13 protein-coding genes and 2 tRNA genes are annotated in these 15,163 nt (G+C 69.7%); 6 read left to right on the top strand and 9 right to left on the bottom strand.

Annotated features, from left to right (window positions below):
• Nucleotides 1–103: 103 nt before the first annotated feature.
• Nucleotides 104–2,734 carry a valine--tRNA ligase gene (locus O3X23_RS32650; protein WP_269275995.1) on the bottom strand — a complete coding sequence of 877 codons (2,631 nt, stop codon included), beginning with the start codon at nt 2,732–2,734 and terminating at the stop codon, nt 104–106.
• 120 nt (nt 2,735–2,854) lie between these two features.
• On the opposite strand from O3X23_RS32650, the gene O3X23_RS32645 reads away from it, so the two are divergent.
• Complete coding sequence (locus O3X23_RS32645) at nt 2,855–3,754, top strand: hypothetical protein (RefSeq protein ID WP_269275993.1); 900 nt, start codon at nt 2,855–2,857, stop codon at nt 3,752–3,754.
• A gap of 69 nt (nt 3,755–3,823) precedes the next feature.
• Nucleotides 3,824–4,606, top strand: a complete 783-nt coding sequence (locus O3X23_RS32640) for a hypothetical protein (RefSeq protein WP_269275991.1) — start codon at nt 3,824–3,826, stop codon at nt 4,604–4,606.
• Nucleotides 4,607–4,696: 90 nt separating this feature from the next.
• Here O3X23_RS32640 and clpX read toward each other — a convergent pair whose 3' ends face one another.
• The 5 genes from clpX to O3X23_RS32615 form a co-directional block, all read right to left on the bottom strand.
• On the bottom strand, nt 4,697–5,980 hold the full coding sequence (gene clpX, locus O3X23_RS32635; protein ID WP_138357760.1) for an ATP-dependent Clp protease ATP-binding subunit ClpX: 1,284 nt from the start codon (nt 5,978–5,980) through the stop codon (nt 4,697–4,699).
• A gap of 173 nt (nt 5,981–6,153) precedes the next feature.
• Entirely contained in the window at nt 6,154–6,792 is a 639-nt protein-coding gene (locus O3X23_RS32630) for an ATP-dependent Clp protease proteolytic subunit (RefSeq protein WP_138357777.1), read from the bottom strand.
• Between the two features lie 106 nt (nt 6,793–6,898).
• Nucleotides 6,899–7,504 (bottom strand): ATP-dependent Clp protease proteolytic subunit, encoded by a 606-nt coding sequence (locus O3X23_RS32625; protein ID WP_269276060.1) that lies wholly within the window; start codon nt 7,502–7,504, stop codon nt 6,899–6,901.
• Nucleotides 7,505–7,757: 253 nt separating this feature from the next.
• A complete protein-coding gene (gene tig, locus O3X23_RS32620; protein ID WP_269275987.1) occupies nt 7,758–9,167 on the bottom strand; it encodes a trigger factor in 1,410 nt (469 codons plus the stop codon).
• Between the two features lie 193 nt (nt 9,168–9,360).
• A tRNA-Pro gene (locus O3X23_RS32615) sits at nt 9,361–9,437 on the bottom strand.
• Nucleotides 9,438–9,596: 159 nt separating this feature from the next.
• On the opposite strand from O3X23_RS32615, the gene O3X23_RS32610 reads away from it, so the two are divergent.
• The 3 genes from O3X23_RS32610 (at nt 9,597) to O3X23_RS32600 (ending at nt 11,845) form a co-directional block, all read left to right on the top strand.
• Nucleotides 9,597–9,667 (top strand) — tRNA-Gly (locus O3X23_RS32610).
• Between the two features lie 101 nt (nt 9,668–9,768).
• Nucleotides 9,769–10,140 (top strand): ArsC/Spx/MgsR family protein, encoded by a 372-nt coding sequence (locus O3X23_RS32605; protein WP_269275986.1) that lies wholly within the window; start codon nt 9,769–9,771, stop codon nt 10,138–10,140.
• A gap of 76 nt (nt 10,141–10,216) precedes the next feature.
• Entirely contained in the window at nt 10,217–11,845 is a 1,629-nt protein-coding gene (locus tag O3X23_RS32600; RefSeq protein ID WP_269275984.1) for a hypothetical protein, read from the top strand.
• A gap of 74 nt (nt 11,846–11,919) precedes the next feature.
• On the opposite strand, the gene O3X23_RS32595 is transcribed toward O3X23_RS32600, so the two are convergent.
• On the bottom strand, nt 11,920–12,372 hold the full coding sequence (locus tag O3X23_RS32595; protein WP_269275982.1) for an Lrp/AsnC family transcriptional regulator: 453 nt from the start codon (nt 12,370–12,372) through the stop codon (nt 11,920–11,922).
• Between the two features lie 117 nt (nt 12,373–12,489).
• On the opposite strand from O3X23_RS32595, the gene O3X23_RS32590 reads away from it, so the two are divergent.
• Entirely contained in the window at nt 12,490–13,503 is a 1,014-nt protein-coding gene (locus O3X23_RS32590; RefSeq protein ID WP_269275980.1) for an asparaginase, read from the top strand.
• On the opposite strand, the gene O3X23_RS32585 is transcribed toward O3X23_RS32590, so the two are convergent.
• Complete coding sequence (locus tag O3X23_RS32585; protein ID WP_138357641.1) at nt 13,468–13,662, bottom strand: hypothetical protein; 195 nt, start codon at nt 13,660–13,662, stop codon at nt 13,468–13,470. The two genes, O3X23_RS32590 and O3X23_RS32585, sit on opposite strands and share 36 nt — an antisense overlap.
• A gap of 253 nt (nt 13,663–13,915) precedes the next feature.
• On the bottom strand, nt 13,916–15,058 hold the full coding sequence (locus O3X23_RS32580; RefSeq protein ID WP_269275976.1) for a PP2C family protein-serine/threonine phosphatase: 1,143 nt from the start codon (nt 15,056–15,058) through the stop codon (nt 13,916–13,918).
• Nucleotides 15,059–15,163 lie beyond the last annotated feature (105 nt).

Here is a 15,163-nt window from a genome sequence, read left to right as displayed (position 1 = left end):
TCTACGGAGCCGGTGCGGGTCCCCATGCCCGGGTGAGCGGGGCGGGCGACCGCGCGCCCCCGGAGAACGCGGTTCTCCGGGGGCGCGGGGGTCGTGCGGCGGATCAGGCCGTCGGCAGATCGTCCAGCTGTGCGGTGATGCGGGCGATGTCCGCCTCGGCCGCCGCGAGCCGGACCCGGATCTTGTCCACGACGGCGTCGGGCGCCTTGGCGAGGAACGCCTCGTTGCCGAGCTTGCCCAGCGCCTGCGCCTTCTCCTTCTCGGCCAGCCCGATGTCCTTGGTCAGCCGCTTGCGCTCGGCCTCGACGTCGATGGTGCCGGACAGGTCCAGCGCGACGGTGCCGCCGGCGACCGGGAGGGTCGCGGTGGCGCTGAAGTCCTCACCGGCCGGCTGCAGGCGCAGCAGCTGGCGGATGGGCGCCTCGTGGGCCGCGAGGCCGCCGGGCAGGGCGAGCCGCGCGGGGACCTTCTGGCCCGGCTGCAGGCCCTGGTCGGCGCGGAACCGGCGGACCTCGGTGACCACCTGCTGGACGCCGGCGATCTCCTTCTCGGCCGCCGCGTCCCGGAAGCCGCTGTCCTTCGGCCAGTCGGCGATGACGACCGACTCGGCACCGGTGAGCGTGGTCCACAGCGTCTCGGTGACGAACGGGACCACCGGGTGCAGCAGGCGCAGCAGCACGTCCAGGACCTCGCCGAGCACCCGGCCGGAGACCTCGGCGCCGCGGCCGCCCGCGAAGAAGGTGGTCTTCGACAGCTCGACGTACCAGTCGAAGACCTCGTCCCACGCGAAGTGGTAGAGCGCCTCGGAGAGCTTGGAGAACTGGTAGTCCTCATAGAGCGCGTCGACTTCGGCGACGACCGTGTTGAGCCGGGACAGCACCCAGCGGTCGGTGGCCGACAGCTCCTCGACGGGCGGGAGTTCACCCTCGACCGTCGCGCCGTTCATGAGCGCGAAGCGCGTCGCGTTCCAGATCTTGTTGGTGAACTTGCCGGACGCCTGGACCCAGTCCTCGCCGATCGGCACGTCCACACCGGGGTTGGCGCCGCGCGCGAGGGTGAAGCGGACGGCGTCGGAGCCGTACTTGTCCATCCACTCCAGCGGATTGACCGCGTTGCCGAAGGACTTCGACATCTTCTTGCCGAACTGGTCGCGGACCATGCCGTGCAGGGCGATGGTGTGGAACGGCGGTGTGCCGTCCATCGCGTACAGGCCGAACATCATCATCCGGGCGACCCAGAAGAAGAGGATGTCGTACCCGGTGACCAGCACCGAGTTGGGATAGAACTTCTCCAGCGACTCGGTCCGCTCCGGCCAGCCCAGCGTCGAGAACGGCCACAGCCCGGACGAGAACCACGTGTCGAGCACGTCGGTGTCCTGCGTCCAGCCCTCGCCGGTGGGCGCCTGATCGTCCGGCCCGACGCAGACGACCTCGCCGGCCGGGCCGTACCAGACCGGGATGCGATGGCCCCACCAGAGCTGGCGCGAGATGCACCAGTCGTGGAGGTTGTCGACCCAGCTGAAGTAGCGGGACTCCATCTCCTTGGGGTGGATCTTGACCCGGCCGTCGCGCACCGCGTCGCCCGCGGCCTGGGCCAGCGGGCCGACCTTGACCCACCACTGCAGCGACAGCCGCGGCTCGATGGTCGTCTTGCAGCGCGAGCAGTGCCCGACCGAGTGCTGGTACGGGCGCTTCTCGGCGACGATCCGGCCCTCGGCGCGCAGCGCGGCCACGATGGCGCTGCGGGCTTCGAGCCGGTCCAGGCCCTCGAAGGGGCCGGGGACGGTGATGATCGCCCGCTCGTCCATGACGCTGAGGTTCGGCAGGTCGTGCCGGCGGCCGATCTCGAAGTCGTTCGGGTCGTGCGCCGGGGTCACCTTGACGGCGCCGGTGCCGAACTCCGGGTCCACGTGCTCGTCCGCGACGATCGGGATGCGGCGGCCGGTGAGCGGCAGTTCGATCTCGGTGCCGACCAGGTGCGCGTAGCGCTCGTCGTCCGGGTGGACGGCGACCGCGGTGTCACCGAGCATCGTCTCGGCGCGGGTGGTGGCGACGACGATGGCGTTGTCGCCCTCGCCGTAGCGGATCGAGACGAGCTCGCCGTCGTCGTCCTGGTACTCCACCTCGATGTCCGAGATGGCGGTCAGACAGCGCGGGCACCAGTTGATGATGCGCTCGGCGCGGTAGATCAGCTCGTCGTCGTAGAGCTTCTTGAAGATGGTCTGGACGGACTGCGACAGGCCCTCGTCCATCGTGAAGCGCTCACGCGACCAGTCGACGCCGTCGCCGAGGCGGCGCATCTGGCCGGAGATCTGGCCGCCGGACTCTTCCTTCCACTGCCAGACCTTCTCGACGAACGCCTCGCGGCCCAGGTCGTGACGGGACTTGCCCTCCTTGGCCAGCTCGCGCTCGACGACGTTCTGCGTCGCGATGCCCGCGTGGTCCATGCCGGGCTGCCACAGCGTCTCGTACCCCTGCATCCGCTTGCGGCGGGTCAGGGAGTCGATGATCGTGTGCTCGAAGGCGTGGCCCAGGTGCAGGCTGCCCGTCACGTTCGGCGGCGGGATGACGATCGTGTAGGGCGGCTTGTCGCTCTTGGCGTCGGCCTCGAAGTACCCACGCTCCACCCAGCGCTCGTACAGCTTCCCCTCTACCTCGGCCGGCACGTACGCGGTCGGCAGTTCGGGGGTGCTGTTCGGCCCGCCATGGGGGCTGCGCTGAGAGTTGTCGGTCACCCGGTCATTCTACGGGCGCCCCGCACCGCTCGTTACGAAGCCGTAGCGGGCCTGGCGTAAGCAGCGGATAAGACATCCGGAAGGATGGGTGCACGGTCGTTTACGGAGGGGACGCGTCAGATGAGCTACAACCAACCGCCGCCGGATCCCGGTTACGGCGGGCAGCCGAACCCCTACGGGCAGCAGCAGCCGCAGCAGCCCGGCGGATACGGCCAGCCCCAGCCGGGCGGCTACGGGCAGCAGCCCCAGCAGCAGCCCGGGTACGGCTACCCGACGCAGCCGGTCCCCCCGCAGCCCGGTCCGTACGGACAGCAGCCGCAGCAGGGCTTCGGCGGCTACCCGCCGCAGCCGCCGGCCGGGAAGAAGAACACGGCGTGGATCATCGTCGCCGCCGTGCTCGTCGTCGCCGCGATCGGCGGGGGCGCCTTCGCGCTCCTGGGCGGCGGGGACGACAAGGGCACGGCCGGCAGCGGCAGCGACGACGGCAGGAAGTACAAGCTGACGGCTCCACAGACCGTAGCGGGCGACTACCAGCTCAAGGACCCGCTGGACACCGACAGCAAGAATGAGATGAAGAACGTGCCCGGTATCGCCAACCCGCAGCCCGCGGGTGGCAGTTACGCGGACAGCACCAAGAAGAAGATGCTGTTCAGGGGCGTCTGGGGCACGGTCGCCAACCCCGAGCAGCAGGTGGACGCGCTCTTCGTCGTCGGCACGAAGGACATCACGAAGGACGGGGACGCCGAACTCGTCGGCAAACCGGAGAAGGCCAGCCCCGAGGGGCTCGACGGCGGAGCCGTCATGAAGTGCCAGATGGTCCGTTTCAAGGCACCCTCCACCAGCACCTCGCCGGTGAAGAGCGCCGAGGTACCGCTGTGCATCTGGGCCGACCGCAGCACCATGGCCATGGTCATGGTCGTCGACCCGATCGCCGCGCTCGCCGGCAGCGGACCCAGCATCAGCGACACCGCGACCACCACGGCCAAGGTGCGCCACGACGCCCGCGTCGAGATCAAGTAGACCGGGACCGCTCACCGTCGCTCGGCGACACTCAGCACGACGTACGTTCCACGAGGGGAAGCACCACATATGAGCTACAACCAGCCGCCGCCGGGATACGGCCAGCAGCCGCAGCAGCCCTACGGCCAGCCGCAGCCCCAGCCCGGCTACGGCGGGCACCCCCAGCAGCCGCCGCAGCAGCCCCAGCAGGGCTGGCCGCAGCAGCAGGGGTACCCGCAGCAGCCCCAGCAGCCGCAGCAGGGCTGGAACGGCCAGCAGCCCGGCTACCCGCCGCAGCAGCCGCCACGGGGCAAGGGCAGGACGGTCGGTGTGGTGATCGGTGTGGTGGTGCTCGCCGCGATCGCCGGAGGCGTCTACTTCGTCGCCTCCGGCGGATCCAGCGGCGGGGGCGGCGACTACAAGATCGCCTTCCCCGAGAAGATCGCCGACGGCAAGTACACCAAGTCGTCGGAGAACATCGGCACTCCCGAGACGGGCAAGTCGGACGCCGGCATCTCCGACCCGACGAGCGTGCGGGGAACGTACAAGTCCGACAAGACGACGGTCTCCCTCTCCGGCGGCGAGGGCAACGTCACGGACCCCAAGGCCGCGGTCGACAAGATCCTGTCGAGCGGTCTCAGCAAGAGCGGCTCCGAGGCCACCGAGCAGCACCCTGCCGGATTCGACGGCGCCGTGATGAAGTGCGCCGGTGGCGGCTCGTCCATGCCCTACTGCGTCTGGGGCGACGACAGCACCGTGATGATCTCCATGTACATCAACATCGATCTCAGCGGCACCTCCACGCCCCCCTCCGCCTCCGAGTGGGCGGACACCACGGCCAAGATCCGCAGCGAGATCCGCGTCAAGAAGTAACCGCGTCCGTGCGGTGACCGCACAGCGACCGCACACCACGAAGGGGGCCGCCCGGCAACTGCCGGGCGGCCCCCTTCGACGTAACGGGTGTCAGGCGCTCTTCTGTTCGCCCTTGCCGATGATGCGCGGCTCGCGCGGCACCAGGGTCGGGTTGACGTTGGAGTGCACGACCTCGTCGGTGATGACGACACGGGCGACGTCCTTGCGGGACGGCACTTCGTACATCACGGACATCAGCACCTCCTCCATGATGGCGCGCAACCCGCGCGCGCCGGTCTGGCGGAGGATCGCCTGGTCGGCGATGGCTTCCAACGCGCTGTGCTCGAACTCCAGCTCCACACCGTCGAGTTCGAAGAGCTTCTGGTACTGCTTCACCAGTGCGTTCTTCGGCTCCACGAGGATCTGCAGCAGCGCCTCGCGGTCCAGGTTGTGGACGGAGGTGATGACCGGCAGACGGCCGATGAACTCGGGAATCATCCCGAACTTCACCAGGTCCTCCGGCATGATCTCCTGGAACTGGTTCGCGGCCTGGATCTCGCGCTTGGAGCGGATCGTCGCGCCGAAGCCGATGCCCTTGGCGCCGGCCCGCGACTCGATGATCTTCTCCAGGCCCGCGAAGGCACCGCCCACGATGAACAGCACGTTCGTGGTGTCGATCTGGATGAACTCCTGGTGCGGGTGCTTGCGCCCGCCCTGCGGCGGCACCGAGGCCGTCGTGCCTTCGAGGATCTTCAGCAGCGCCTGCTGGACGCCCTCGCCGGACACATCCCGGGTGATCGACGGGTTCTCACTCTTGCGAGCGACCTTGTCGATCTCGTCGATGTAGATGATCCCGGTCTCGGCCTTCTTCACGTCGTAGTCGGCCGCCTGGATCAGCTTGAGCAGGATGTTCTCGACGTCCTCGCCGACGTAGCCCGCCTCGGTGAGCGCGGTGGCGTCGGCGATGGCGAACGGCACGTTCAGCATCCGGGCGAGGGTCTGCGCGAGCAGCGTCTTGCCGGAGCCGGTGGGGCCGAGGAGCAGGATGTTGGACTTGGCGAGCTCGATGGCGTCGTCATGGCCCCGGCCGTTGTTCTCACCGGCCTGCACCCGCTTGTAATGGTTGTAGACCGCGACCGAGAGGGCCTTCTTCGCCGGCTCCTGGCCGACGACGTAGCTCTCCAGGAACTCGTAGATCTCCCGCGGCTTGGGCAGGTCCTCCCACCGTACTTCCGAGGACTCGGCCAGCTCCTCCTCGATGATCTCGTTGCAGAGATCGATGCACTCATCGCAGATGTACACACCAGGCCCTGCGATGAGCTTCTTCACCTGCTTCTGGCTCTTGCCGCAGAACGAGCACTTGAGCAGGTCGCCGCCGTCACCGATGCGTGCCACGAGGTGTTTCCCCTTCGCCTGGGATCCGCCTAGTCCAACGGAACCTGGTGCTTCTCTCATCGACGGTACCTTGCCGCGCCCCCCGTGCGGGCCCCCCTTGGACCTACTCAGTCCAAGGAGGGCGCTATCGCTTCCGCACCAGGGTGCCCCGCAGGGGTACCGCGACCTGCCCGTCAGACCGACGCGGAGGTCTTACGGGTGGAGACGATCTGGTCGACCAGACCGTACGCGAGGGCTTCCTCGGCGGTCAGGATCTTGTCGCGCTCGATGTCCTCGCGGATCTGCTCGATCGGCGTGGTGGAGTGCTTGGAGAGCATCTCCTCCAGCTGCGCGCGCATCCGGATGATTTCGTTGGCCGCGATCTCCAGGTCGGAGACCTGACCCCGGCCGGTCTCGCTGTACGGCTGGTGGATCAGGATCCGGGCGTTCGGCAGCGCCATCCGCTTGCCGGGGCTGCCGGCCGCGAGCAGCACGGCCGCGGCGGAGGCCGCCTGGCCCATGCAGACCGTCTGGATGTCCGGCTTCACGAACTGCATGGTGTCGTAGATGGCCGTGAGGGCCGTGAACGAGCCACCGGGCGAGTTGATGTAGACGGAGATGTCGCGGTCCGGGTCCATCGACTCCAGGCACAGCAGCTGCGCCATGACGTCGTTGGCCGACGCGTCGTCGATCTGCACGCCGAGGAAGATCACGCGCTCCTCGAAGAGCTTCGCGTACGGGTCGTACTCGCGCACGCCCTGCGAGGTGCGCTCGACGAAGCGCGGGATGATGTAGCGGGCCTCGGCGCCGAGCACACCTGGCGCCTCGGCCATCGTGCGCTCGTAGAGGCCGCTACCGGGGAAATTCAGGGAGTTCACTTTCACCGTCCTGGTGATGAGCAGTGGGCTGGGCGGGTTCGGCGGAGGGGTCCTGAGATGCTCAGGCAGCCCCGGTGCCGCCACCGCCCGGAACGCCGGAGGCGGTGAGCATGACCCCGTCCAGCAGGCCGTAGGCGGTGGCCTCCTCGGCCGAGAACCAGCGGTCGCGGTCGGAGTCCTTGGTGATCTGCTCGACGCTCTGGCCGCTGTGCTGCGCGATGAGCTCGGCCATCCGCCGCTTGGTGTGCAGCAGCTGCTCGGCCTGGATCTTGATGTCGGTGGCGGAGCCGCCCAGGCCCGCGGAGGGCTGGTGCATCAGGATCCGGGTGTTGGGCAGCGCGAAGCGCTTGCCGGGGGTGCCCGCGGTGAGCAGGAACTGGCCCATCGAGGCGGCGAGGCCCATGGCGATCGTCACGACGTCGTTCTTGATGAACTGCATCGTGTCGTAGATCGCCATGCCGGCCGTCACGGAGCCGCCGGGCGAGTTGATGTAGAGGTAGATGTCCTTGTCCGGCTCAGCGGCGAGGAGGAGCAGCTGCGCGGTGATCTTGTTGGCGATATCGTCGTCGACCGCCTGGCCGAGGAAGATGATCCGCTCGTTGAGCAGTCGGTTGTAGACCTGGTCGCCGAGTCCACCGATGGTCGGCTCGCCGGCGGCGGAAGGCATCGGAGTCGTCACGTATCCACCTGCTCGTTGTCGGACGGCCCGGGGCCGTCTCAGCGTCTTCGTCTTCGCGTCTTCGCGTCTTCTCGGGCGGCCGGGGAGTCAGTCCCCCGGCATCCTTCCTTGGACCCTAACGCGCAGGTGGGGCCCAGCAATCCCCTACGCGAAACTGTTCGCTGTGAGCGCAGGCTCACCACCCGGGTAAGCAAAACGGGCCCGAACGCGGCTTCGCGTCCGGGCCCGTCGTGCGAACAGGTCAGGCCTTGTCGGAGGTCGCCTCGTCGGCGGCCTCGTCGGCGGGGGCGGTCTCCTCGTCGGAGCCGGCCTCCACCGTCACGGCACCCTCGTCCTCGACCTCGTCGTCCAGGTCGACCGTCTCACCGTTGGTGTCGGTGACCTTGGCGGCCTCGACGACCACCGCGAGCGCCTTGCCGCGGGCGACCTCGCCGACGAGCATCGGCACCTGGCCGCCTTCGACGACGGCCTGGGCGAACTGGTCCGGGCTCATGCCCGAGGAGGCGGCGCGGCGCATGAGGTGCTCGGTGAGCTCCTCCTGGTTGACCGACAGCTGCTCCTTGGAGACGAGCTCGTCCAGGATGAACTGGGTCTTGATGCCCTTGGTGGCCTGCGCGGCGAGCTCCGCGTCGTGCTCCTCGGCGGTCTTGCCCTCACGCTCCAGGTAGCCGTCCCAGTCCAGGCCCAGGGCCGGGAACTGGTGGTGCTCCAGGTTGTGCTTGCGGGTCTGGATCTCGTCCGCCAGGAGCTTCTCCGGCATCGGGACCTCGACCAGCTCCAGGAGGGCGTCGAGCACCTTCTCCTGGGCCTGGGTGGCCTGGTCGTAGCGCTTCATGTTCTCGAGGCGCTTGACGCTGTCCGCGCGCAGCTCCTCGAGGGTGTCGAACTCGCTCGCCAGCTGGGCGAAGTCGTCGTCCAGCGCGGGCAGCTCACGGGCCTGGACGGACGTCACGTCCACCTTGACCGACGAGGTCTTGCCGGCGGCGGAGCCGCCCTTGAGCTCGGAGTCGAAGGTGGCGGTGCCGCCGGCCTCGAGGCCGGTGACGGCCTCGTCGATGCCCTCGAGCAGCTGGCCGGAGCCGATGGTGTAGCTGATGCCCTGGGCGACGCCGTCCTCGAGGACCTCGCCGTCCACGGACGCCTCGAGGTCCAGGACCACGACATCACCGTCGGCGGCGGCGCGCTCGACCGGGGAGGTCGACGCGAAGCGCTCGCGGAGCTGCTCCAGCGACTTGTCCACGTCCTCGTCCGACACCTCGAGGGCGTCGACGGTGACCTCGATGCCGGAGTAGTCCGGGATCTCGATCGCCGGACGGATGTCGACCTCGGCGGTGAACTTGAGGTCCTGGCCGTCGTTGAACTCGGTGATGTCGACGTCGGGCTGGCCGAGAACGTTCAGCTCACCCTCGCTGACAGCCTCCGTGTAGAACTTCGGGAGTGCGTCGTTGATGGCCTCTTCGAGGACCGAGCCGCGACCGAACCGCTGGTCGATGACGCGTGCGGGGATCTTGCCCTTACGGAAGCCCGGCACCGTGACCTGCTGGTTGATCTTCTTGTAGGCCGCGTCGAGGCTGGGCTTGAGCTCCTCGAAGGGCACCTCGACAGTGAGTCGAACCCGAGTCGGGTTCAGAGTCTCGACGGCGCTCTTCACGGTTGGGTCTCCTTGGGGCTGACATCAGGGGCTTTAGAGAATCGCGCCAACACCCGGTTCCCACCATGTGAGCGGAACCGGCGGCCGACGAGACGTACTACTCGGGGACTGCGCCCCTACGTCGCCCCGTATACAGGCGCCATTGCATAGTACCGGTCCAACGGGCACGCCCGTCCCGCTCGGCAAAGTCATCTGGTCGGGGTGGCCGGATTCGAACCGACGGCCTTCCGCTCCCAAAGCGGACGCGCTACCAAGCTGCGCCACACCCCGCTGGTGCGAGACGTAGGCTACATGCCCTGGTACGCGCGGGCGGCCAATATTCCGTCGCGACTTCAACTGAATTCCGGACGGGCCACCCGCCCGGATCTACCGGTGTGCGGCGGGGGTGCGCGAGCCGCTACGATGCGGTGTGCCAGAATCTGTGGCGCTGCGGGCGTAGCTCAATGGTAGAGCCCTAGTCTTCCAAACTAGCTACGCGGGTTCGATTCCCGTCGCCCGCTCTGTACGGCTCCGGCCCGTGCCCGAGGACTCTCGTCCCGGTCGCGGGCCGGACGCGTTTTTCAGCCGTTTCGGCCGGCGGTGCCTGGCTAGGCTGCCCGCCATGGAGATCTGGATCAATCCCGCCTGTTCGAAATGCCGCTCCGCGCTGAGCACGCTGGACGCCGAGGGCGCGCGGTACACCGTCCGCCGGTATCTGGAGGACCCGCCGGACGCGGACGAGCTGCGGGCGGTGCTGGGGCGGCTGGGGCTCGAGCCGTGGGACATCGCGCGGACGCAGGAGCCGGCCGCCGCCGGCCTGGGCCTCAAGGAGTGGAGCCGCACCCCCGGGGACCGTGACCGCTGGATCGACGCCCTCGCCGCACACCCCTCCCTCATCCAGCGCCCGATCATCACCTCGGACGACGGCACGGCCCAGGTGGCCCGCACCGAGGACGCGGTCCGCGACGCCCTGTCGCGAGGTGGGGCGGAGTAGGGGGCAGCGATGTAAGCGCTGTCAGTGGGCGGGGCTATGTTGCGGGTGATCGACACGTAGAACTTGGGAGGGGTACGTGTTCCACTCACGACACCGTAGGAACCTGGCCCGTTGGGGCGCCGCCGTGGCGGCCGTCACCTGCGCCCTGGGCCTGGCCGGCACCGGCACCGCGCAGGCCGACGCCTATCCGTACGCAGTGAACGACCTGCAGACACATCCGGGGAACGCCTGCGCGAGCGGTACGCCGCTGCCCTGGTTGGGCAACACCCGGATCTCGCTGAGCGCGCGGGTGGACGGCACCCCGGCGACCGGCGTGCCGCGGCCGTCGATCCACTTCAAGGTGTGGAAGGGCGACGAGAGCGCCCCCGTCGCGGAGACCGTGCTCACCACCCTCGCGGGCGGCAGTGCCTCGACGTTCTCGGTGCCGGACGAACTGCTCCCCTCCGGGGAGGGGTACGCGTGGTCCGTCCGCCTGGAGGACAGCGCGGGCCCGACCTCCGGGTGGACGGCTCCCTGCGGCTTCTCGGTGGACCGGGACCGCCCGGCCCAACCGACGGTCGAGTTCACCGACAGCTACCCGAACGACGGGGACGGGGTGCCGGCCGGCACCGTGCGCAGCCTCAGGTTCACCGCCCCCGCCGGCACCGAGCTGGACGGCTTCTGCTTCTCCGTGCGATTCGTCGACCAGCCCTATCCGACCGGCTCGACCGGTCCGCACGGCTGCGCGAACTGGGCGCCGGTCCAGCCGGACGGGACGGGGACGGCGACGTTCGTCACCCCGGACAGCTCGGGGCGGAACACCGTCAGGGCCATCGCCATCGACCGGGCGGGGCAGTGGTCGGACACCGCCAGTGCGGAGTACTGGATCACCCCGCCGTTCGTCGAGCCCGTCGGGGACTACTCCGGCGACGGCCACCCCGACCTGTTCAGCGTCGGGACGGACGGCAAGCTCTACCTGCACCCGGGGCGGGCGGACGGCACGTTCGGCGCGCCCGTGGTCTCGGACGGCGGGGACTGGCGGGGCACGCTGGTCGCCCGTGCCGGGTACAACGTCCCGCTCTCCGGGCGCAACCAGGACACCGATCCGCGCAACGACCTCCTGGTGCGCCGCGGTTCGCAGCTGCTGGTCTACCCGGGCGACGGCAAGGGCGGGTTCGGGGCCCCGGTCCCGGCTCTCTCGGGCGTCAACACCCATGACTGGTCCGCGGCGACGGAGCTCGTCGTGAGCCCGAACCCGCAGTTCTCCGGCTTCCTCCTGGCGAAGGAGGGCGACCGTCTCGCCTACGCCCCGTTCGGGCGCGACGCGGTGGTGGGCGCGGTCACGACCCTGGTGCAGAGCGGCTGGGCCGACAAGAACGTCGCGATCTCCGACCAGCTCGTGGACGGTGACCTGCCGAAGGTCTGGGTGCGGGACGCGGTGGCCGGCACGCTCTCCCAGTACCCGATCCTGCGGGACTGGAGCTCGGACGAGATGGAGCCCGCGAGCCTCGGCGACCCCACGGTCATCGCGGCCTCGGGCTGGAAGCCGGCGCAGCGTCCGCTCCTCCTCGCCCCGTTCGACCTGAACGGTGACGGCCGGAACGACCTGCTGGCCACCACCCGGACGCAGGGCCTGCAGCTCTTCGTCCCCGCGTCGGACGGGACGCTGGCCGCCCCGGTGACCGTGGCCCGCCGTGGCTGGCCCACCGGTCACCGCCTGTTCTAGGACTCCTGCGGGCACCCGCCCGGGTGGGCGGAAGTACCGCGGCCCTCCCGCCCACCCGGGCGGGGGGGCCGCGGTCAGTCCACGGGGACGCCCTGGGGGGCCTTGATGCGTTTCATGATCATCTGAGAGTTGACGTCGCTGACACCCGGGAGGGCGATCAGCTTCTCGGTCCAGAAGCGCTCGTAGGCCTCGCTGTCGGCGACGGCGATGCGCAGCAGACAGCCGGGGGCGCCGTAGAGGCGGTAGGCCTCGACGACGTCCGGCGTGGACTGCAGCTGCGCCTCGAAGGCGGCGACGGAGTCGCGGTCGCGGCGGACCTCCACCGAGGCGAAGACCTCGAAGCCGCGGCCCACGGCCGCCGGCTCGACGACGGCGCGGTAGCTGCGGATCACCCCGTCGTCCTCCAGCTGGCGTACCCGGCGCAGGCACGGGGAGGGGGTGAGACCGACCCGCTGGGCGAGCTCCTGGTTGGTCAGTCGGCCGTCGGCCTGCAGCTCGCGCAAGATTCGTCTGTCAATGGCATCCATGATGACATTTTCTAGCACTGCAGCGTGCATTTCGCGCCGTAATCAGCAATCAAATGGTGAGCATATTCGCATATCCTTGCTGTGGACTTATCGGACACCATGCGGAGGCGGGTCACAGTGCCGCACATCGTCGTCATCAGTACCGGGGGCACCATAGCCAGCAGGTGGCAGGGGTCCGGCTACGCGGCGGAGGCCGCGGGCCAGGAGGTGCTGGCCGCGGGCGCCATCCCCGAGGGCGTCGACGTGCGGGTCGTGGACCTGTTCACCGTGAACAGCTCCCGGCTGACCAGCGCCCACCAGCTGGAACTGCTGCGCACGGTGCACGAGGTGCTGGCCGACCCGTCCGTCGACGGCGTGGTCGTCACGCACGGCACGGACACCCTGGAGGAGTCCGCCTTCCTGCTCGACCTGCACCACGCCGACCGCAGGCCGGTCGTGCTCACCGGCGCGCAGAAGCCGCTCGACGCGGCCGACGGCGACGCGGCGGGCAACCTCTACGACGCGCTGCTGACGGCCTCCACCGGCCGGGACATCGGCGCGGTCATCGTCTTCGGCGGGCTCGTGCACGCGGCCCGGGGAACGGTGAAGAAGCACACCGTCGACGTTCAGGCATTCGCCGACCCGACGGGCCTGCCGCTGGGCCGGGTGCAGTTCGGCCGGGTCACCTGGGGCCGGCACCGTCCCCGGCCGGAGGCGCTGCCGCTGCCCGCCGCGGGCGTCCGGCCGCCGCGGGTGGACATCGTGATGCATCACAGCGACGCCGACCCGGTGCTGTTCGACGCCGCGCTGGCCGCCGGCGCCGAGGGCATCGTGCTGGTCGGCACCGGAGCCGGCAACGCGACCCCGGACTTCGCGGCCGCGGTCGGCCGGGCGGTGGCGGCCGGCGTCCTCGTCACGGTCAGCACCCGCGTGGCGGCCGGCGCGGTGGCGCCGATCTACACCGGTGGCGGAGCCGTCGACCTGGTCGAGGCGGGCGCCGTGCTGGCCGGCACGCTGCGCGCGGGACAGGCCCGCATCGCGGTGCTGTCCGCCCTGCTGTCCACCCCCGACCGCGCGGACCGCCCGGCCGCGCTGCGCCGGATCATGGACGCGTCGTCAGAGCTTTATCTGGTTGATGGTGTCGGCAAGTGACGTAAGGAATCGATTCACCGAGGGCGCCATGTTGGTCGAGGCGATGAAGAAGCCGAACAGGGCGGCCACTATCGCGGGGCCGACCTTGATGGACTTCCCCCTGATCATGACCACCAGGATGACGCCCAACAGAAGGACTACGGACAGGGAGATGGCCACAGTGGATCACTTCCTCTTCGGTACACCCCAACGACGGTCCGGGGAGTCGCCGCGCCCCCTCACATCCATCGTGCCACCAAGCGCCGACACCATGCGCTCGTGAACCACATCGTTCCACGACATCCCGCCCACCGGACAGGCAGCCTCACGAACAGGGGTGCCGAACTGACGTACGGCAGGCTGGTGTTGAGGTAGGTGCGCAAGGGGCGTCGACGGCTCTGCGGGGCAGGCCGGCGCGGGGGGCGCCGCGGCGTCAGTCACGGCACACCACCAGCAGCGCACGGTCGTCGTTGACGTCCTTGGCGACCGCCTCGATCAACCGCCAGGCAGCGCCGCGGAATCCCGTGGCGACGAACCGGTCGGCCTCGCCGATCAGCCGGTCGATTCCTTCGGTGATGTCCCGGTCCGCGGCCTCCACCAGGCCGTCGGTGAACAGCAGAAGAACATCTCCCGATCGCAACGTGCCCTTGACGCCGTGGAATTCGGCGCCGTCGTAGACCCCCAGGAGCGGGCCCTCCGCCGCCATCTCCTCCCAGCGGCCGGTTCCCGCGCTGAGCTGGACGCCGGGCAGGTGGCCCGCCGAGAGCAACTCGTAGTCGCCGCTTTCGAGGTCGAGCACCAGGTGGATGGAGGTCGCGAAGCCCTCGTCCCAGTTCTGGCGCAGCAGATAGCCGTTGGCGGCGGTCAGGAAGGCGTGCGGCGGCAGCGAGCCGAGCAGGCCGCCGAAGGCGCCGGAGAGCAGCAGCGAGCGGGACGCGGCGTCCATGCCCTTGCCCGACACGTCGGTCAGCACCGCCTCCAGCACCCGGCCGCCCAGCGTGCGGGTGGCGACCACGAAGTCGCCCGAGAAGGACTGGCCGCCGGCCGGCCGCAGCGCCATCTCGGCGTGCCACCCCGCGGGGAGCCTGGGCAGCCGGCTCTGCACCCGGATCCGTTCCCGCAGGTCGAAGAGCATGGTGTGGCCGCCCCGCCACGGCACGCCGACGCGGCTGCGGAACTGGGCGATGAGGAGCCCCGAGAGGGCGACGGCGGAGACCACCAGGACGATGCCCGGGGTCACTCTGGACGGCCCGTCGCGGTACGGGCCGAGGACCGCGGCCTCGACGACCAGCGCGACCGCGGCGCTCGTGTAGAGCACCAGGAGGCTCGCCGGGCGCAGCAGCAGGCCGCCGGCGAGGATCGGCAGCACGAGGGCGCTGGGCGGGCACCAGACGGGGATGCAGATCGTGGTGTAGGCGAGGGCCGGGACCATGAGTATCAGCACGGTCAGGGCGAGCCAGTCGGAGGCGTCGCCGCGGAAGTAGTCGACGGCGGACTTGCGCAGGCCGAGGCGGACCCTGTGCAGCGACCGGCGCCACCGGGTACTCAGGCTGTCTCTTGCCGCGTCCTTACCCATGTTCCGGCGACCCTACCCACCCTTTCGGCGGCACGTCGATTCCCCGGACGGTGGGTCGCCCAGTGCGGTAAATGGGTTCGCGTCGCGCCAAGAGGGCTGGTAGGG

This window comes from Streptomyces sp. H39-S7, from assembly GCF_027158205.1.
Lineage (GTDB): Bacteria > Actinomycetota > Actinomycetes > Streptomycetales > Streptomycetaceae > Actinacidiphila.
The sequence above is the reverse complement of the archived record's forward strand: the minus strand, read 5'-3'. Positions and strand labels throughout refer to the sequence as shown.